Annotated in this window: 20 protein-coding genes; 16 read left to right on the forward strand and 4 right to left on the reverse strand. The window is 68.5% G+C overall.

From position 1 onward, the window contains the following. Nucleotides 1-10: 10 nt before the first annotated feature. The gene (gene dapD, locus ACLIVD_RS11675) at nucleotides 11-964 is read right to left on the reverse strand and encodes a 2,3,4,5-tetrahydropyridine-2,6-dicarboxylate N-succinyltransferase (protein WP_283331737.1); all 954 of its coding nucleotides are present in this window, start codon (nucleotides 962-964) and stop codon (nucleotides 11-13) included. Between the two features lie 141 nt (nucleotides 965-1,105). On the opposite strand from dapD, the gene ACLIVD_RS11680 reads away from it, so the two are divergent. From ACLIVD_RS11680 to ACLIVD_RS11730, 11 genes are all read left to right on the forward strand, one after another. Continuing rightward, complete coding sequence (locus ACLIVD_RS11680) at nucleotides 1,106-2,059, forward strand: SMP-30/gluconolactonase/LRE family protein (protein ID WP_283332881.1); 954 nt, start codon at nucleotides 1,106-1,108, stop codon at nucleotides 2,057-2,059. A gap of 41 nt (nucleotides 2,060-2,100) precedes the next feature. Continuing rightward, nucleotides 2,101-3,174, forward strand: coding sequence for a succinyl-diaminopimelate desuccinylase (dapE, locus tag ACLIVD_RS11685; protein WP_280783495.1), 1,074 nt, complete (start codon nucleotides 2,101-2,103; stop codon nucleotides 3,172-3,174). Nucleotides 3,175-3,216: 42 nt separating this feature from the next. Next, nucleotides 3,217-4,017 (forward strand): LOG family protein, encoded by an 801-nt coding sequence (locus tag ACLIVD_RS11690; protein WP_095867262.1) that lies wholly within the window; start codon nucleotides 3,217-3,219, stop codon nucleotides 4,015-4,017. Continuing rightward, on the forward strand, nucleotides 4,017-4,574 hold the full coding sequence (log, locus tag ACLIVD_RS11695; RefSeq protein WP_005239232.1) for a cytokinin riboside 5'-monophosphate phosphoribohydrolase: 558 nt from the start codon (nucleotides 4,017-4,019) through the stop codon (nucleotides 4,572-4,574). Before ACLIVD_RS11690 ends, log begins: the two co-directional genes overlap by 1 nt. Before the next feature lie 84 nt (nucleotides 4,575-4,658). Beyond that, on the forward strand, nucleotides 4,659-6,434 hold the full coding sequence (locus ACLIVD_RS11700) for a long-chain-acyl-CoA synthetase (RefSeq protein ID WP_283332882.1): 1,776 nt from the start codon (nucleotides 4,659-4,661) through the stop codon (nucleotides 6,432-6,434). A gap of 93 nt (nucleotides 6,435-6,527) precedes the next feature. Next, entirely contained in the window at nucleotides 6,528-7,427 is a 900-nt protein-coding gene (folP, locus tag ACLIVD_RS11705) for a dihydropteroate synthase (RefSeq protein ID WP_280783497.1), read from the forward strand. After that, on the forward strand, nucleotides 7,424-8,383 hold the full coding sequence (locus ACLIVD_RS11710; protein WP_011598038.1) for a glucosyl-3-phosphoglycerate synthase: 960 nt from the start codon (nucleotides 7,424-7,426) through the stop codon (nucleotides 8,381-8,383). The genes folP and ACLIVD_RS11710 overlap by 4 nt, the downstream gene beginning before the upstream one ends. 51 nt (nucleotides 8,384-8,434) lie before the next feature. Beyond that, nucleotides 8,435-8,746 (forward strand): DivIVA domain-containing protein, encoded by a 312-nt coding sequence (locus ACLIVD_RS11715; protein ID WP_283332883.1) that lies wholly within the window; start codon nucleotides 8,435-8,437, stop codon nucleotides 8,744-8,746. Next, a complete protein-coding gene (locus ACLIVD_RS11720) occupies nucleotides 8,743-9,318 on the forward strand; it encodes a DNA-3-methyladenine glycosylase I (RefSeq protein ID WP_283332884.1) in 576 nt (191 codons plus the stop codon). The genes ACLIVD_RS11715 and ACLIVD_RS11720 overlap by 4 nt, the downstream gene beginning before the upstream one ends. A 150-nt stretch (nucleotides 9,319-9,468) precedes the next feature. Continuing rightward, the gene (locus ACLIVD_RS11725; protein ID WP_003936084.1) at nucleotides 9,469-9,636 is read left to right on the forward strand and encodes a DUF3117 domain-containing protein; all 168 of its coding nucleotides are present in this window, start codon (nucleotides 9,469-9,471) and stop codon (nucleotides 9,634-9,636) included. A 90-nt stretch (nucleotides 9,637-9,726) separates the two neighbouring features. Continuing rightward, the gene (locus ACLIVD_RS11730; RefSeq protein ID WP_283332885.1) at nucleotides 9,727-10,569 is read left to right on the forward strand and encodes a putative RNA methyltransferase; all 843 of its coding nucleotides are present in this window, start codon (nucleotides 9,727-9,729) and stop codon (nucleotides 10,567-10,569) included. Between the two features lie 9 nt (nucleotides 10,570-10,578). Here the strand turns inward: ACLIVD_RS11730 and glgA are convergent, their stop codons facing one another. After that, nucleotides 10,579-11,748, reverse strand: a complete 1,170-nt coding sequence (glgA, locus tag ACLIVD_RS11735; RefSeq protein WP_283332886.1) for a glycogen synthase — start codon at nucleotides 11,746-11,748, stop codon at nucleotides 10,579-10,581. A gap of 121 nt (nucleotides 11,749-11,869) precedes the next feature. On the opposite strand from glgA, the gene glgC reads away from it, so the two are divergent. After that, entirely contained in the window at nucleotides 11,870-13,084 is a 1,215-nt protein-coding gene (glgC, locus tag ACLIVD_RS11740; RefSeq protein WP_283332887.1) for a glucose-1-phosphate adenylyltransferase, read from the forward strand. Between the two features lie 28 nt (nucleotides 13,085-13,112). Here glgC and ACLIVD_RS11745 read toward each other — a convergent pair whose 3' ends face one another. Further along, nucleotides 13,113-13,751, reverse strand: coding sequence for an O-methyltransferase (locus ACLIVD_RS11745; RefSeq protein ID WP_005239255.1), 639 nt, complete (start codon nucleotides 13,749-13,751; stop codon nucleotides 13,113-13,115). A 283-nt stretch (nucleotides 13,752-14,034) separates the two neighbouring features. Here ACLIVD_RS11745 and sigE point away from each other — a divergent pair, with 283 nt between their 5' ends. From sigE to tatB, 4 genes are all read left to right on the forward strand, one after another. Further along, nucleotides 14,035-14,667, forward strand: coding sequence for an RNA polymerase sigma factor SigE (sigE, locus tag ACLIVD_RS11750; protein ID WP_491932493.1), 633 nt, complete (start codon nucleotides 14,035-14,037; stop codon nucleotides 14,665-14,667). Nucleotides 14,668-14,683: 16 nt separating this feature from the next. After that, complete coding sequence (locus ACLIVD_RS11755; protein ID WP_283332888.1) at nucleotides 14,684-15,046, forward strand: RNA polymerase subunit sigma-70; 363 nt, start codon at nucleotides 14,684-14,686, stop codon at nucleotides 15,044-15,046. A gap of 94 nt (nucleotides 15,047-15,140) precedes the next feature. Then, a complete protein-coding gene (locus ACLIVD_RS11760) occupies nucleotides 15,141-16,664 on the forward strand; it encodes a S1C family serine protease (RefSeq protein ID WP_105412773.1) in 1,524 nt (507 codons plus the stop codon). A gap of 69 nt (nucleotides 16,665-16,733) precedes the next feature. After that, nucleotides 16,734-17,159, forward strand: a complete 426-nt coding sequence (tatB, locus tag ACLIVD_RS11765; protein ID WP_009479222.1) for a Sec-independent protein translocase protein TatB — start codon at nucleotides 16,734-16,736, stop codon at nucleotides 17,157-17,159. A gap of 66 nt (nucleotides 17,160-17,225) precedes the next feature. On the opposite strand, the gene ACLIVD_RS11770 is transcribed toward tatB, so the two are convergent. Continuing rightward, the gene (locus tag ACLIVD_RS11770; protein ID WP_283332889.1) at nucleotides 17,226-18,362 is read right to left on the reverse strand and encodes an Mrp/NBP35 family ATP-binding protein; all 1,137 of its coding nucleotides are present in this window, start codon (nucleotides 18,360-18,362) and stop codon (nucleotides 17,226-17,228) included. Between the last annotated feature and the right edge of the window lie 13 nt (nucleotides 18,363-18,375).

Below are 18,375 nucleotides of genomic sequence, written 5' to 3' on the forward strand. Positions count from 1 at the left end.
GCTCACCGGGTCAGTCGTTTGCGTGCAGAGCGGCGTTCAATTCCACGCCGGTGCCCTTCCACGGCACGACCTCGACGGCTCCCGAGACGGAGTTGCGACGGAACAGCAGGTTGGACTGGCCGTTGAGTTCCTTGGCCTTCACGACGGTGCCGTCCGGCCCGGTGACCTTGGTGCCCGCGGTCACGTACAGGCCGGCCTCGAGGACGCAGTCGTCGCCGAGCGAGATGCCGAGACCGGCGTTGGCGCCGAGCAGGCAGCGCTTGCCGACGGAGATGGTCTCCTTGCCGCCACCGGACAGGGTGCCCATGATCGAGGCGCCGCCGCCCACGTCGGATCCGTCATCGACGATCACGCCCGCGGAGATACGGCCTTCGACCATGGAGTTGCCGAGCGTTCCGGCGTTGAAGTTGACGAAGCCCTCGTGCATCACGGTGGTGCCGCTGGCCAGGTGGGCGCCGAGGCGCACGCGGTCGGCGTCGGCGATGCGGACGCCGGACGGGACGACGTAGTCGACCATGCGCGGGAACTTGTCGACACCGAACACGGTGACCACACCGCGGATGCGCAGGCGCGACCGCACCTTCTCGAAGCCCTCGACCGCGCAGGGGCCGAAGTTGGTCCACACCACGTTGGACAGCAAGCCGAACAGACCGTCGAGGTTGACGCCGTGCGGGGTCACGAGGCGATGCGAGAGGAGGTGAAGGCGCAGGTAGGCGTCGTGTGCGTCGGCCGGCGGCGCGGACAGGTCGGCGATGGTGGTGCGCACCACGACCTGGTCGACCTCACGCGCTTCGTCGGGTCCGGCGAGGAGTGCCAGATCGGAGGGGATGTCGCCACCCTCGATCCGCACGGTGCCCGCGCTGTCGAAGTTTCCCAGCTCGGGCGCCGGGAACCAGGTGTCGAGGACCGTGCCGCCGACGGTCACGTTGGCGATGCCTACTGCTGATGCTCCCTGTGTGCTCACGGCAGTAGAGGTTACTGCCTCATTACTCGGGCATTCCCAGCGGTCGTTATCGGGGCGTGATCGAATCGAAACCGAGCGGGTTGCGGGCGGGTGGGGGAGTATGCACGGGGCACGTGGGACACACCGGGAAAGGTCGTGGCAATGCGCATTTCGAGGTTGGGTCGATTCGTCGGAGGCGGCCTGCGGGCGGCGGCAGCGGGCGCACTGCTCGCGGGCATCGTGTCGGTGGTGGGGCCGCAGACCGCGTCCGCCGCCCCGGTGTGCCCGGGCGCCGGTCAGGCACCGGTTCTCGTGGGGCGGGTGCCGGGTGCGGCGCTCGAGGGAGTCGCCGTGGACGGCGGGGGTCGCCTCTACACGACGGACCTCGTGAGCGGGCGCGTGTTCCGCCTCGACGCCCCGGGAGCCCCCGCGGTCCCGGTCGCGACGGTGCCGGACGGCGGGGCCGGGGCGCTGGCCTGGGCGTCGGACGGCTCGCTGCTGGTGGGATACGGCGCGGACGCCCGCGTGTTCCTCGGCGACATCCTGCGTCCGGGCGCGATCGCGAAGCTGAACACCGCGACCAACGTGCTCACCCCGTTCGTATCGGGACTGAGCGCGGCCAACGGACTCGATGTCGCCGCCGACGGAACGGCATACGCCACCAACGACTTCGGAACCCAGATCGGGCGGGTGTTCCCCGACGGGCGGGTGGAACCCAACTGGGCGACGCTGCCCAGCGCCAACGGGGCGGTGCTCGGCGCGGACGATCGGTACCTCTACGTGTCGCGGACGTTCGTGAATCCGGGTGTGAGCCGGATCCCGCTGGCGAACCCGCGAGCACCCGAGAGCATCCTCGACCTGTCCGGTCTCGACACGTTCGCCGCGCCCGATGGCCTGGCCCTGGACTCGCGAGGCCGTCCGGTGGTCCCGGCCAACGTGCGCGGCGAGATCTGGCGCCTCGACTCGCCAGGGCAGTACTGCGTGCTGGCGTCTGGTCTGCCGACGTCGAGCATGGTCGTCTACGGGCAGGGGTCCGGCGGCTTCTCGGCGGGACGGCTGTTCCGCATCGGTTTCGACGGTGCGATCTACGAGATCCCGGGCGGCGTCGAGGGGTAGCAACGCCCGAGCGGGCGGACGGGTCGGCTTAGGGTGGACGGGTGAGCCCACTCGACCTCCACGCCGATCCCATCGACCTCACCGCCGCCCTGGTGGACATCCCGAGCGTCTCGCACGACGAGTCGGCGATCGCCGCCGCCGTCGAGTCGGCGCTGCGGGAGCAGACCACCGGCTTCGAGATCATCCGCAACGGCAACGCCGTGCTCGCCCGGACCGATCGGGGACTGCCGAGCCGGGTGATGCTCGCCGGTCACCTGGACACGGTGCCGATCGCGGACAACGTGCCCTCGCGGCGTGAGGGCGATCTCCTGCACGGATGCGGAACGGTCGACATGAAGTCGGGCGACGCGGTGTTCCTGCACCTCGCTGCCACGATCGAGAATCTCGCGCACGATCTGACCCTGGTGTTCTACGACTGCGAGGAGATCGCAGCCGTGCACAACGGGCTCGGACGGATCGAACGCGAGATCCCCGACTGGCTGCGCGCGGACGTCGCGATCCTCGGCGAGCCGACCGGAGGTCTCATCGAGGCGGGGTGCCAGGGCACGTTGCGGGTGACGCTGACCACCCGCGGCACCCGCGCGCACTCCGCGAGATCGTGGCTGGGCGACAACGCGATCCACCGCTTCGCCCCGGTCCTGCAGCGGCTGTCGGACTACACCGCGCGGTCGGTGGACATCGACGGCTGCGTGTACCGGGAGGGGTTGTCCGCCGTGCGGATCGCAGGCGGCGTCGCAGGCAACGTGGTTCCCGACGCGGCGGAGATGGACGTCAACTTCCGCTTCGCCCCCGACCGCAGCGCCGAGCAGGCGATCGACCACGTGCGGGAGGTCTTCGACGGGATCGAGCTGGGTTTCGAGGTCACCGACCTGTCGCCGGGAGCCCTGCCCGGGTTGAGCGACCCGGCGGCTGCGGCCCTGATCGAGGCGGCGGGTGGCGAGTTCCGCGCCAAGTACGGGTGGACCGACGTCTCGCGGTTCTCCGCGCTCGGCATCCCGGCCGTGAACTACGGCCCCGGCGACCCGAACTTCGCCCACAAGCGGGACGAGCACGTGCCCGTGCAGCAGATCACCGACGTGACGACGGTGCTGCGCGCCTATCTGAGCGCCCCGTGACTGCCCGGTGCCCCGAACGGGCCACCCGCTAGCCTGGGGCGCATGGCACCCGAGAAGAACACTCACGGCCGGAAGTCCTCGTCCGTGAAGCACCGGGGTCCGGTGCAGTTGAGGCGCGCCCGCAAGGACGACACCACCACCACCGACGAGCGGTTGCTCGACGAGCGGGGATCGACCGACTGGGTGCACACCGACCCCTGGCGGGTACTGCGGATCCAGAGCGAGTTCATCGAGGGGTTCGGTGCCCTTGCCGAGGTGCCGCGCGCGGTCACCGTCTTCGGTTCCGCACGCACACCGGACGGCCACCCGGAGTACGAAGCGGCTCGGGCGCTGGGTGCGCGCCTGGCCGAGGCGGGTTACGCCGTCATGACCGGCGGCGGCCCCGGCGTCATGGAGGCGGCCAACCGCGGTGCCAGCGAATCGGGTGGTTACTCCATCGGCCTCGGTATCGAGCTACCGTTCGAGGAGGGCCTCAACGAGTGGGTCGACCTCGGCATCAACTTCCGCTACTTCTTCGCGCGCAAGACGATGTTCGTGAAGTACTCGCAGGCGTTCATCTGCCTGCCCGGCGGGTTCGGGACGCTCGACGAGCTGTTCGAGGCGCTGACTCTGGTGCAGACGCGCAAGGTCACGAGGTTCCCGATCGTCCTGTTCGGCACCGAGTACTGGTCCGGGCTCGTGGACTGGTTACGGGGAACTCTCCAGCGCAGCGGCAAGATCTCGGAAGGTGACGTCAATCTCTTGCACGTCACGGACAGTGTGGAGGAAGCGGTGCAGATCGTCATACGGTCGCAGCAGGGTGTCGACGAAGCCGCCCTGCTCGGAACGGAGGATCAGTGGTGATGCCGAAAACTGTTCCGACGCAACCGTTCTCGGTGTGCGTCTACTGCGCGTCGGGACCCGTCGACGACCATTTCCTGGAACTCGCCGCCCGGGTCGGCACTGAAATCGGCAAGCGCGGTTGGCAACTCGTGTCCGGCGGCGGCAACGTCTCGATGATGGGCGCGGTGGCCGAGGCCGCCCGCGCCGCCGGGGCCACGACCGTCGGTGTCATCCCGAAAGCTCTGGTGCACAGGGAAGTCGCCGACGTCGACGCCGACGAGCTGGTGGTCACCGACACCATGCGCCAGCGCAAGCAGATCATGGAGGACCGGGCCGACGCGTTCGTCACGCTGCCCGGCGGTATCGGCACGCTCGAGGAGCTGTTCGAAACGTGGACCGCGGGCTATCTCGGCATGCACGAGAAACCGGTGGTCCTGCTCGATCCGCACGGTCACTACACGGGGCTGCTCGACTGGCTCGACGGGCTGCGGGGCGGCGGTTTCGTGGCGCAGCGCGCCCTCGACAGGCTGCTCGTCCGGGCCGATGTCGGGGAGGCGCTGGACGCCTGCGTGTCCTGAGCTGCCGTCCGGTCCGCGTCGTGGCGCACGTTGTTACTGTGCAGTAAGGTGACCTGACTCATACTGCAGGCCTGAGGGGATGTCATGCGTTCTGAAGCTCGTTCGACGATCGGGGTGGTCGACCTCGCGAGGCGGCTGCCGGCCATGATTCCGGAGCTGCCGATCATGGCGAAGGGGGTCCTCGGCCTGATCCGGACCCCCGACGCGAGGGAATCGATCGGCCTCGTCTTCCAGCGTGCCGCCGCCGCGCACCCGCGCCGCACGTTCCTGCGGTTCGAGGGCGAATCGCTGAGCTACCGGAACGCCAACATCCGCGTGAACCGCTACGCCCACGTGCTCGCCGACCTCGGAGTGGCACGCGGGGACGTCGTCGGGATCCTGGGCAAGAACTCGCCCGAGACGCTGCTCATCGCACTCGCCGCGGTCAAGCTCGGCGCCGCCGCCGGGATGCTGAACCACAACCAGCGCGGAGATGTACTTGCCCACAGCATCTCGCTGCTCGACAGCCAGGTCCTGGTGGTGTCCGAGGCGTGCGGCGAGGCCATGGACTCGCTCGACGAACCGCCCGCCGTGCCCTCGGTGCTCTACTTCGACGACCTCGACCGGCTCGCCGAGAAGGCCGAAGACGACAACCCCGAGGTGTGCGAGCAGATCCAGGCCCGGGAGAAGGCCTTCTACATCTTCACCTCCGGCACCACGGGACTGCCGAAGGCCAGCCTGATGAGCCACTTCCGCTGGCTCAAGAGCATGTCCGGGCTCGGCAACATGGGCGTCCGGCTGCGCGGCAGCGACGTCCTGTACTGCTGCCTGCCGCTCTATCACAACAACGCGCTGACGGTGTCGCTGTCCTCGGTGCTCGGGTCGGGTGCGACGCTCGCACTGGGCAAGCAGTTCTCGGCGTCCAAGTTCTGGGCCGACGTCGAACTGAACCGGGCCACCGCGTTCACCTACATCGGTGAGCTGTGCCGGTACCTGCTGAACCAGCCCGAGAAGCCCGGCGACCGCGACAACTCCATCCGGCTGATGGTCGGGAACGGTCTCCGCCCGGAGATCTGGTCCGAGTTCACCACCCGGTTCGGGATCTCCCGGGTGGCCGAGTTCTACGGCGCCAGCGAGTGCAACATCGCGTTCGTCAACGCCCTCAACGTCGACCGGACGGCAGGCATCTGCCCCCTGCCGCACGCCGTCGTCGAGTACGACGAGGACAGCGGATCCCCCCGGCGGCACTCCGACGGCAGGCTGCGGAAGGTACGCACCGGCGACGTCGGACTGCTGCTGTCGAAGGTGACGGACCGGGCGCCGTTCGACGGATACACCGACGAGGAGGCCACCGACAAGAAGCTCGTCCGCGACGGCTTCGACGACGGCGACTGCTGGTTCGACACCGGCGACCTGGTGCGCCGGCAGGGCTGGTCGCACGTCGCGTTCGTCGACCGGCTCGGCGACACGTTCCGGTGGAAGGGGGAGAACGTCGCGACCACCGAGGTGGAAGGCGCGCTCCTCGCGCATCCCGCGGTCGAGCACGCCGTCGTCTACGGCGTCGAGATCCCTGGGACCGACGGTCGCGCCGGGATGGCCGCGGTGACGTTGCACGAGAACGAGAAGTTCGACGGTTCCGACGTCGCGGAGTTGCTGTTCCAGCGGCTGCCGTCGTACGCGGTGCCGCTGTTCGTCCGCGTCGTCGACTCGTTGGAACAGACGTCGACGTTCAAGAGCCGCAAGGTGGAACTCCGCAAGGAGGGCTACGACGTCGAGGACACCGACACGTTGCACGTGCTGTCCGGGCGCAGCGACGGGTACAAGCCCTCGTACGACGGGTACGTCGACGAAGTGGCGAAGGGTTCGCTCCCCAAGGGGTAATGCGGCTACGCCGCCCGTGAGTACTTCTTAACCGCCCGCCGTTAACAAGTACTCACGGGTGGTTTCGATTTCGCTGCGTGCAATATTGGTGACATGGCCGAGACAGACGTACCGCCCGCGCCCGACCACCCGTCGCCCACGCTGTGCGGGCGCCCCGTGGCGGTCGATCGTGCGCTCGTGATGGCCATCGTGAACCGGACACCCGATTCGTTCTACGACCGCGGTGCCACGTTCACCGATTCCGCCGCCATGTCGGCGGTCGACCGGGCTGTCGACGAGGGTGCCGACCTCGTCGACATCGGTGGTGTGAAGGCCGGACCGGGTGACGTCGTCGACGCGGCGGAGGAGACCCGGCGGGTGGTGCCGTTCGTGGCCGCGATCCGTGAGCGCTACCCGGAGTTGCTCATCAGCGTCGACACCTGGCGCAGCGACGTGGCCCGGCTGGCCGTCGCGGAGGGCGCCGATCTCATCAACGACACGTGGGCAGGCGCCGACCCTGCACTCGTCGAGGTGGCCGCGGAGACGGGCGCGGGCATCGTCTGTTCGCACACCGGGGGAGCGGTTCCGCGGACGCGGCCGTTCCGCGTCCGCTACGCCGACGTCGTCGCCGACGTCCTCCGGGAAGTGGTGTCGGCCGCCGAGAACGCGGCCCGGCTGGGTGTGCCCGCCGACTCGATCCTCATCGATCCGACCCACGATTTCGGGAAAAACACCTATCACGGGCTCGAGTTGTTGCGGCGAGTGGAAGATCTTGTAAATACGGGATGGCCAGTGCTCATGGCGCTGAGCAACAAGGACTTCGTCGGGGAGACTCTAGGTGTAGATCTCGTCGAGCGGTTGGAGGGAACATTGGCAGCGACAGCGATGGCCGCCGCAGGAGGCGCCCGTGTCTTCCGTGTCCACGAAGTTGCCCCCACGCGTCGAGTGGTGGACATGGTGGCCGCGATTCAAGGCCGGCGCGCACCGTCCCGCACCGTGCGGGGGCTGGCATGAGTGCCGTGGGGGCCCGGGCGGCCCGCACGATGGTGGCGGAGGAGCGAACCCCTCGCAGCTGGGCCGAGGCGAACAGCTGGGACCAGCCGTCGTGGAGCATCGCCGAACTCGAACGGGCCAAGGCTGGGCGCACCGTCTCGGTGGTCCTGCCGGCGCTCAACGAGGAGGAGACCGTCGCCGCGGTGGTGGACACGATCCACCCGCTGCTCGGTGGTCTGGTGGACGAGTTGATCGTGCTCGATTCCGGATCGACGGACCTGACGGCGGAACGTGCACGCGCGGCGGGCGCCACCGTCATCAGCCGGGAGGAGGCGGTGCCCGCGTTCCCGCCCGTGGCGGGAAAGGGCGAGGTGCTGTGGCGTTCCGTCGCCGCGAGCACCGGTGACCTCATCGCCTTCGTCGACTCGGATCTCATCAACCCGGATCCGGCCTTCGTCCCGAAGCTGCTGGGACCGCTGCTGACGGCCGACGGCATCCATCTCGTGAAGGGCTACTACCGCCGGCCGCTCCGCCTGAGCGGTACGGAGGACGCCAACGGAGGGGGCCGGGTGACCGAGCTCGTGGCGCGCCCCATGCTGGCCTCGCTCCGGCCGGAGCTGACGTGCGTGCTGCAGCCACTGGGCGGCGAGTACGCGGGCACCCGGGAGTTGCTGTCGGCGGTCCCGTTCGCCCCCGGCTACGGCGTCGAGATCGGCCTGCTGCTCGACACGTACGACCGTCTCGGACTCGGGGCGATCGGCCAGGTCAATCTGGGGGTGCGCAAGCACCGTAACCGCCCGCTGTCCGAACTCGGGGTTATGAGCAGGCAGATCATCGGCACGATGATGCGGCGCTGCGGGGTGCCCGACTCCGGGGCGGGTCTGACCCAGTTCCTGGTGGACGGCGACTCCTTCGTCCCGACGACGACGGACGTCGCGCTGGCCGATCGCCCGCCGATGAACACGGTGTGCCCCTGACCGCGCGCCCTGAGGAAGGTTGCTGTCGGACGTCCGTGACAGGATCGGGGCATGGTGACAGCCCTGCTCTATCTGCTCGTCATGGCGTTCGTCGGCGCGATGCTGTTCCTCGCCGCCAGTGCGGTGTTCGGCCGTTCCGAGGAACTCGCGCCCCTGCCGCCCGGCACCACACTCACGGCCCTGCCCGCCGAGGGTGTGACGGGTGCCGACGTGGAGGCGTTGCGTTTCCAGCAGACGCTGCGGGGGTACAAGGCCAGCGAGGTCGACTGGGCGCTGTCCCGGCTGGGCCGTGAAATCGATTCGCTGCGTGAGCAGTTGGCGGCGGTCGAAGCCGGGTCCGAACGGCCGGGTGATGCCTCGTGACAGCCCCCGACGACCGGGTGCGGTGCGCGTGGGCGGTCGACACGGACGGGTCCCGGCTGTACCGCGACTACCACGACCTCGAGTGGGGTCGTCCGCTGCACGGCCGCGACGAGTTGTACGAGAGGCTGTGCCTCGAAGCGTTCCAGTCGGGATTGTCGTGGATCACGATTCTCCGTAAACGCGAGGCCTTCCGGGCCGCGTTCGCCGGGTTCGATCCGGAGGCGGTGGCCCGCTACACCGAACGGGACGTGGCACGCCTGCTCGAGGACGCGTCGATCGTGCGGAACCGGGCCAAGATCGAGGCGTCGGTGAGCAATGCGCGGGCCCTCCTGGAGTTGTCGGACACCGACCTCGACACCCTGCTGTGGTCGTTCGCCCCGCCGCCGCGCCCGAGCCGCCTGGCCACCGTGAACGACGTCCCGGCGGTCACTCCGGAGTCCACCGCGATGGCGAAGGAATTGAAGCGCCGCGGGTTCAAATTTGTGGGCCCTACCACTGCTTATGCACTCATGCAGGCCACCGGGATGGTGGACGACCACGTCGCCGCCTGCTGGGTCCCGATCACCGCCTGAACTGCCGGTGGACCTGCCTATTCGTGACTCAGGTTCCCGGTACTCGTGTCCATAGGGAAGAATGGATGTCACAAGCCTCGCCGAGTGTTGGCGGGGTGCCAAAATTTGTCGAGGCGCAAGCAGGCAGCGCAGATCTGGAGGGAGCAGAGGATGGCGGCCATGAAGCCCCGGACCGGGGACGGTCCCCTCGAAGCAACCAAAGAGGGACGAGGAATCGTCATGCGGGTTCCGCTCGAGGGTGGTGGACGTCTGGTTGTCGAGCTCACCCCGGAGGAAGCTGCCGCACTCGGTGAAGAGCTCAAGGGCGTCACCAGTTAGTCGAGTGCGGAGAGAACCTCACAGGGCAGGCCCCGTCGCCGTTCTCGGTGCGGGGCCTGTTCCGTGTCCGGAACCGGGAGGCGAACGTTCGTGCTGGCCGATGTGACCGACCTGCTGGCGTGCCCGCAGTGCCGGTCTCGCGTGGAACTCGACGAAGGTACGATCCTGTGCGACCAGGGGCACGCCTTCGATGTGGCGCGGCAGGGCTACGTGAGCCTGATGACCGGGGCCGGCGGCAAGTTCGACGGCGACAGCCCCGAAATGATCGCCGCACGTGCCGACTTCCTCGGCGGCGGCAGCTTCGACCCGCTGATGGATGCCGTCGCCGACGCCGTGGTGGCGGGCACCGGACCCGGCGACGATCCCCGGATCCTCGAGATCGGCGCGGGCACAGGCCACTACCTGGCGCGCGTCCTCGACGCCGTCCCGACCGGCCGGGGAATCGGCCTCGACGTATCCAAGTACGCGGCCCGGCGCATCGCCAAGGCGCACCCACGCGCCGGAGCAGTGGTTGCCGACGTGTGGCAACACCTTCCGGTGCGGGACCACGTGCTCAGCCACGTCCTGTGCGTATTCGCGCCGCGCAACGCCGACGAGGCGCACCGGGTGCTCGCCGAGCGCGGGTCTCTGGTGGTCCTCACCCCCACGGAGCGGCACCTGGGGGAGCTCGTGGACCTGCTCGGCATGGTCCGGGTGGACGACCGGAAGGTCGAACGTCTCGGGGCAGCGATGTCCGGGCGATTCGAGCGCACCGACCACGTGGCCGTGGAGTACCCGATGTCTCTGTCGCACCTCGACGTGGCCCGGCTCGTCGGGATGGGGCCGTCGGCACGGCACCTCACCGCCGACCGGCTGGCGTCCTCGATCGCGGCGCTGCCGCAGGACTATCCGGTGACGGCGTCGGTGACGGTGTCCACCTACACCCGGCTCTGAGCTCGTCGCTCAGCGCCGGGACAGCGCGTCCTGGTAGACGTCGAGGGTCTGCTGCGCGATGGCAGCCCAGGAGAACTCGGCGATCGCCCGCGCCCGTCCCGCCTTGCCCATCGCCTGGGCGGTGCCGACGTCGGCCGCGATTGTGTTGACCGCCTCGGCCAGCGCCTGTTCGAACGCCTCGGGCTCGTACGAGTTGTAGTGCACCAGACGGCCGGTGACCCCGTCCTCCACCACCTCGGGGATACCGCCGACATCGGACGCGACGACCGCGGTCTCGCAGGCCATGGCCTCGAGGTTCACGATCCCCAGCGGCTCGTACACGGACGGGCACACGAAGACGGTTGCGGCCGACAGGATCTCCCGCACCTGGTCGGTGGGGAGCATTTCCCGCACCCAGAACACGTTGCCCCGGTGTGCCGCGAGCGCGGCGACGGCCTGCTCGGTCTCGGCGGCGATCTCCGGGGTGTCGGGGGCTCCCGCGCACAGCACCAACTGGATTTCGGGCGCGAAGTGGTGTGCCGCGGCGATCAGGTGACCGACGCCCTTCTGCCGGGTGATGCGGCCGACGAACGCCACCATCGGCTGGTCCGGGTCGACGCCGATCTTCGCGAGGGCGGAGTCTCTCGGACCTGCGGGCCCCGCGTGCCAGACGGACGTGTCGATCCCGTTGCGCACCACGTGGACCCGGTGCGGGTCGACGAACGGATACGCGTCGAGGACGTCGAGTCGCATCCCGGCGCTCACGGCGATCACCGCGTCGGCGTGCTCCACGGCGTTGCGCTCGGACCACGAGGAGATGCGGTAGCCGCCGCCCAGCTGCTCCGCCTTCCACGGCCTCCGCGGCTCGAGGGAATGGGCGGTGAGGATGTGGGGCACGTCGTACAACGCGGACGCCAGATGGCCCGCCAGGCCGGTGTACCAGGTGTGGGAATGCACGACGTCGGCACCGGTCGCGGCGTCCGCCATACGCAGTTCGGCGGATAGCGTCGCGAGTGCCGGATTGGCCCCGGCCAGGGCGGGATCGGGGGTATGTACGACCGCTCCGATGCGCGGAGCGCCCATACAGTGCACGTCCACCTCACACAGCTGCTTCAACTGAGCAACCAGTTCGGTGACGTGTACACCCGCACCGCCATAGATCTCCGGTGGGTATTCCTTGGTCATCATCGCCACCCGCACCGGCCTAACGTAACCGTCCGGGCCGCTTCGGGCCACCGCTCTCGGACACATTCAGGTATCGGAGAAACCGTGACTCGGCGCTTCGCTGGCGGGGGGAGTGGCCGCCCGATAGGTTGACAGGGTGAGGAGCCAGCCACACGTGCTTGGAATCGTGCTCGCCGGCGGCGAGGGCAAACGTCTCTATCCGCTCACCGCGGATCGGGCGAAGCCCGCTGTGCCTTTCGGAGGCGCCTACCGGTTGATCGATTTCGTGCTCAGCAATTTGGTCAATGCGGGATACCTCCGCCTGTGTGTTCTGACGCAGTACAAGTCGCACTCGTTGGACCGCCACATCTCTCAGACGTGGCGACTGTCCGGGTTCGCGGGTGAATACATCACTCCCGTTCCCGCGCAGCAACGTCTGGGCCCGCGCTGGTACACCGGTAGTGCGGACGCGATCTTGCAGTCGCTGAACCTCGTCTACGACGAGGATCCCGAGTACATCGTGGTGTTCGGTGCCGACCACGTGTACCGGATGGACCCGGAGCAGATGGTGCAGCACCACATCGAGTCGGGTGCGGGAGTGACGGTGGCCGGAATCCGGGTGCCGCGCAGCGAGGCGTTCGCGTTCGGCTGTATCGACAGCGACGAGTCGGGCCGCATCGTCCAGTTCCTCGAGAAGCCGGCGCATCCGCCGGGAACCCCGGACGACCCCAACATGACGTTCGCGTCGATGGGTAACTACGTGTTCACCACCAAGGTGCTCGTCGACGCCATCCGGGCCGACTCCGAGAACTCCGACTCCGACCACGACATGGGCGGCGACATCATCCCCGCGCTGGTCGAGGCGGGCGAGGCGTCCGTGTACGACTTCAAGGACAACATCGTTCCCGGCGCCACCGACCGCGACCGGGGTTACTGGCGCGACGTGGGAACGCTCGACGCGTTCTACGACGCCCACATGGATCTCGTGTCGGTCCACCCGATCTTCAACCTCTACAACCGTCGGTGGCCGATCCGCGGTGAGACGGAGAACCTGGCGCCGGCCAAGTTCGTGCAGGGCGGTCTCGCGCAGGAGTCCGTGGTCGGGGCCGGGTGCATCCTGTCCGCGGCCACCGTGCGCAACTCCGTGCTCAGCTCCAACGTGATGATCGACAGCGGCGCGACGGTCGAGGGCAGCGTCCTCATGCCCGGTGTGCGCATCGGCAAGGGGGCCGTCGTGCGCCGCGCGATCCTCGACAAGAACGTGGTCGTCGGCGACGGCGAGATCATCGGCGTCGACCTCGAGCGCGACAAGCAACGCTTCGCCGTCAGCAACGGCGGCGTCGTCGCCATCGGCAAGGGCGTCTGGATCTAGCGGGAGGGCCTCGGAACGAACCGGGCTCTCAGAGCTTGGACGCGCAGAGCAGACCGTCGCCGATCGGCAGGAACACGCGGATCAGCTGGTCGTCCTCCGCGAGCGCCTTCGCGGCCTCGCGGACGGCGACGGTCGCCGCGTCACGCTGGCTCGGGTCGACGACCCGCCCGCCGTGCAGGGCGTTGTGCAGCACGATCGCGCCGCCCGGACGCAGCAGGCGAACCCCTTCACGGACGTAATGCGGGTGATCGACCGGTGCGCTGTCGACGAACACCAGGTCATACGCCCCGTCGGCGAGCCGCGGCAGAACGTCCAGCGCCCGGCCGTTGATGAGCCGCGTCCGGGCGGGTGCGATGTCGTTGGTGCGGAACGACAGCTTGGCGGCCCGCTGGTGCTCGGGTTCACTGTCGATCGTGGTGAGGACGCCGTCCTCGCGCATGCCCCGGAGCAGCCACAAACTGCTCACACCCGCGCCGGTTCCGACCTCGACGACCGTCTTGGCGTCCAGCATGCGGGCAAACAGGGCTAGAGCAGCACCGACCGCGGGAGGTACCGGACCGGCACCGAGGTCGTCCGCCCGCTCCCTGGCCGCACCGAGGGCCTCGTCTTCACGGACAGCCCCTTCTGCGTGGGTGAGTATCCGTTCGGCGTTTGTCTGCACGCACATGAGGCTATCGGGGTCTCGTCATCGCCGCTGCGAGGCGCGCTCGACAACAATGCCGCGACCTGCCCGGCCGCGATTCTCAGGAATACCTCAGCTTGCTCACACCGCACACATATCGCGGTGGGAAAGAGTATGTCCAACGCCAGATCCGAAGACCGCCCGGCGGGGAGATCACGACGACGGAGGAAAGTCCGAGAATCGGGGAACAAATCCCGGCCCTCGGGAGTTGACGCCTATACCACGTCCAGTGATCTGCGGTCCTGAGTAGGAGGATCCACTTAACTCGATGAGCAACCACACGATAGCTCCTGACGAGAGAAACACCGACGAGCAGCTGTCGGACGCCGAGCTGACGGGCACTGCTGTGTTCGATGCCACAGGCGAGAAGTCCGCCATGCCGTCCTGGGACGAACTCGTCCGCGAGCACGGCGACCGAGTCTACCGACTGGCCTACCGGCTGTCGGGCGACGCACAGGACGCCGAGGACCTCACTCAGGACACGTTCATCCGCGTGTTCCGTTCCCTGTCCGACTACCAGCCCGGCACGTTCGAGGGCTGGCTGCACCGCATCACCACCAACCTCTTCCTCGATATGGTCCGCCGTCGTAACCGCATCCGCATGGAAGCGCTCCCGGAGGACTACGATCGTGTCCCGGCCGACGGGCCGAACCCCGAGGAGATCTACCACGACGCCCGCCTGGACGCGGATCTGCAGGCAGCGCTCGATTCGTTGGCCCCGGAGTTTCGCGCCGCGGTCGTGCTGTGTGACATCGAAGGACTGTCCTACGAGGAGATCGGTGCCACACTGGGTGTCAAGCTCGGAACCGTGCGCAGCCGCATCCACCGCGGCAGGCAGGCTCTGCGCGAGCATCTGGCTGTGAACGGAAAGGTTGACTCCGATCAGATCGGCGTCGGGTAGTTACCAGGAGGGACGAATGACGCAGGGGCGTGTACCTCGCCAGTTTGGCTCCACCGAACACCTGGCGAGTGAGGCGATCGCCGCCTTCGTCGACGGTGAACTCCGCATGTCCGCCTATCTGCGCGCCGCCCACCACCTGTCGATCTGCGCCGAGTGTGCGTTCGAGGTGGACTCCCAGCAACAGGCCAGGCGTGCCCTGCGCCGCAGCGGCGACGTCGCCATGCCGTCCGGCCTCCTCGGTCTGCTGAGCCAGATCCCCAGTTGCAACCAGGGCGATCCCGCCGACAAAACCCCGTTCGACTCCCACACCCCGGATTCGCCGCTCACGAGCGCGTACTCGATCACGAGCCGGATCTGGTCCCGGCGTCGGCGCCGTTGAGCGCATCCGGACCGACGACGGCGGTGTCCGCGCTCAGCGAGGCATCGGTGATACTGGGGCGCGTGACTGACGCACACGAGGGGGACACGACAGCGTGACGGCGGATTACAAGACTCCGGGTTCCGATACGACGGCACCCGACGGTCCCGTGGCGGACGAGTCGGGCACGCTCCGCCCGGCGGACGCCCCACGGCTCGATCCGAGGCCCGTCTACCGGCCGCAGATCGACGCAGCGTCCAGCCGCGCATTCGGCCGGCCCGGTGGCGTCACCGGTTCCTTCGCCCCGTCGGACGCCCGGGGTGAGAGCGAACCCTCGGTGAAGGTCGGTGCCCCCGACCCCGTGCTGGCGGAGGCGTTCGGCCGGCCGGACGGCGAGGTCGACACCATTCAGCGTGATCCCAACGAGAAGCCCGCGACCCCGGCAGCCGAGGCGCCGCCCGCCGACCCCTGGCGTGATCCCGACGCGGGCGTCGAGCTGGGCTCCCCGGCGTTGCACGCCGAAGAACGTTCCCGCCCGCCCGCCCCCGCGCTCAGCGCCCGCGAAGTCCTGTTCGGCGGCAAGGTGGCGCCGAAGGCGCTCGTCGCGCTCGGCGGAATCGCACTCGCAATCGGTCTGGTCGGCGGCCTCCTGGCCGCCGTGATCACCGCCGATCGCAGCTCGCTCACCAGCCAGAGCGTCACCCTCGTCCAGGGCGGCGGCGAGGACGACCTCGGCCAGTCGCCCGTCGCGCAGGTCGCGGACGCCGTGCTGCCCGCCGTCGTGTCCATCCAGGTGGCGGTCGGCGACCAGGGCAGTACCGGTTCGGGTGTCGTCATCGACGGCGCCGGCTACATCGTCACCAACAATCACGTCATCTCCGCCGCGGCCACCGCCCCCGACGGCGGCAAGATCCAGGTGATCTTCTCGGACGGAACCAAGGCCGACGCCCAGATCGTCGGTCGCGACATCAAGACCGACCTGGCCGTGCTCAAGGTGTCCGCCGACAACCTGACGGTCGCGGAACTCGGCAAGTCCGGCGACGTGCAGGTCGGTGAGGACGTCGTCGCCGTCGGATCGCCCCTCGGGCTCAGCAAGACCGTCACCCGCGGAATCGTCAGCGCCCTGCATCGTCCGATGCGACTGTCCGGCGAGGGCTCCGACACGAACGCCGTCATCGACGCCGTCCAGACCGACGCCGCCATCAACCACGGCAACTCGGGTGGCGCGCTCGTCGACGACACCGGCCGGGTCATCGGCATCAACACCGCCATGCTCAGCGAGTCCGGCGGTTCGGTGGGTCTCGGCTTCGCAATTCCCATCGACGACGTCACGACGGTCGCTCAGACCCTCATCCGGGACGGCAAGATGCACCACCCGGACATCGGCGTCAATGCCCGCACCGTCGTCAACGACAACACCAGCGGCGCCCAGGTGGCCAATGTCCGTTCGGACAGCCCGGCCGCGCGCGCAGGGGTCGTCGAGAACGATGTGATCGTCAAGGTCGGTGACCGCACGGTCACCAGCGCCGACGAACTGGTCGTGGCCGTCAACCTGCAGAAGATCGGCGAACCCGTCCGGGTTCAGCTGATTCGCGAGGGCCGACTCGTCGATGTCGACGTGACCCCGGCCTCCGACTGACTCGAGAGGTTGCTGTGAGATCGCTCCGTCACCTGGGCACACACCCTCACCGCACAGTAGGCTGACCACGTGTTCGGCAACATTGGTTGGGGCGAGTTCATGGTCCTCCTCGTCGCAGCTCTGGTCATTTTGGGACCCGAGCGGCTTCCGGGTGCGGTCAGCTGGGTAACGAAATCACTGAGGCAGGTCCGTGAGTATGCGAGCGGCGCCAGCCAGCAGCTCAAGGACGAGCTCGGTCCGGAATTCGAGGATCTGCGCAAGCCGCTGTCGGACCTCAATCAGCTGCGCGGCATGACACCGCGCGCGGTCATCACCAAGCATCTGCTCGACGGTGACGATTCGATTCTCACCGGCAACTTCGACAAGCCGAGTTCGGTGTCGTTCGACAAGTCCGGGACGAAGGCCGTGAGCGCCGATCCGTCGACGCCCACTCCGCCGCAGAACAAGCCCCTCGCGGCAGGCGAGCGCCCCCCGATCGACCTCGACGCAACATAGGCCCTCCGGGCTCGTGCGCCTTTCCGGTTGCTCCGGCAACCGGAAAGGCGCACAGGCGCGTAGCGCCTAGAGGTGGCGGGTGGTGTCGATCCCCAGCGACATTCCGGCGAGTCCCCGCTTGCGGACGGCCAGCTTGTCCGCGATGTCGCGGAGTGCCGTCGCGGCCGGCGAATCCGGGTGGCCGAGGACGATGGGAACGCCGCCGTCGCCGCCTTCACGGACCGCCTGCTCGAGCGGGATCTGTCCCAGCAGCGGCACCTTCGCGCCCACAGCCTTCGTGAGACGGTCGGCGACCGCCTGTCCGCCGCCGGACCCGAAGATGTCCATCCGGCTGCCGTCGGGCATGTCCATCCAGGACATGTTCTCGACGACTCCGACGATGCGCTGACGGGTCTGCAATGCGATGGCGCCCGCGCGCTCGGCCACCTCGGCGGCAGCCTGCTGCGGAGTGGTGACGACGAGGATCTCCGCACCGGGGATCAGCTGCGCGACGGAGATGGCGACGTCGCCGGTGCCGGGCGGCAGATCGAGCAGCAGTACGTCCAGGTCGCCCCAGAAGACGTCGGCGAGGAACTGCTGCAGCGCGCGGTGCAGCATCGGTCCACGCCAGACGACCGGGGTGTTGCCCTGGGTGAACTGGGCGATGGAGATCATCTTCACGTCGTGCGCGACGGGCGGCATGATCATGCGCTCCACCTGCGTGGGCTTGGCGTCGGTGCCGAGCATGCGGGGAACGGAGTGTCCGTAGATGTCGGCGTCGAGAACGCCCACCGACAGTCCGCGGGCGGCGAGTGCGGCGGCCAGGTTGACGGTGACACTGGACTTGCCGACGCCGCCCTTACCGGACGCGACCGCGTAGACGCGGGTCAGGGAACCCGGCTGGGCGAACGGGATGACGGGCTCGGCCGAGTCTCCGCGCAGTGACTTGCGGAGTTCGGTGCGCTGCTCGTCGCTCATCACGTCGAGTTCGACGCGGATCGCACCGACACCGGGGACGTCCGACACGGCCTTGGTGACACGGTCGCTGATCTCGGTCCGCATCGGGCAGCCCGCGGTGGTCAGGTAGATCGCGATGTCGACGCTGTCGTCGGACGCGATGTCGATGCTCTTGACCATCCCGAGTTCGGTGATCGGTTTCCGGATCTCGGGATCCTGGACGCGCGCCAGGGCGCTACGTACAGCGGACTCGCTCAGGACTGGCATGACTCAATGGTAA

Source organism: Rhodococcus sp. G6(2025), assembly GCF_058628105.1.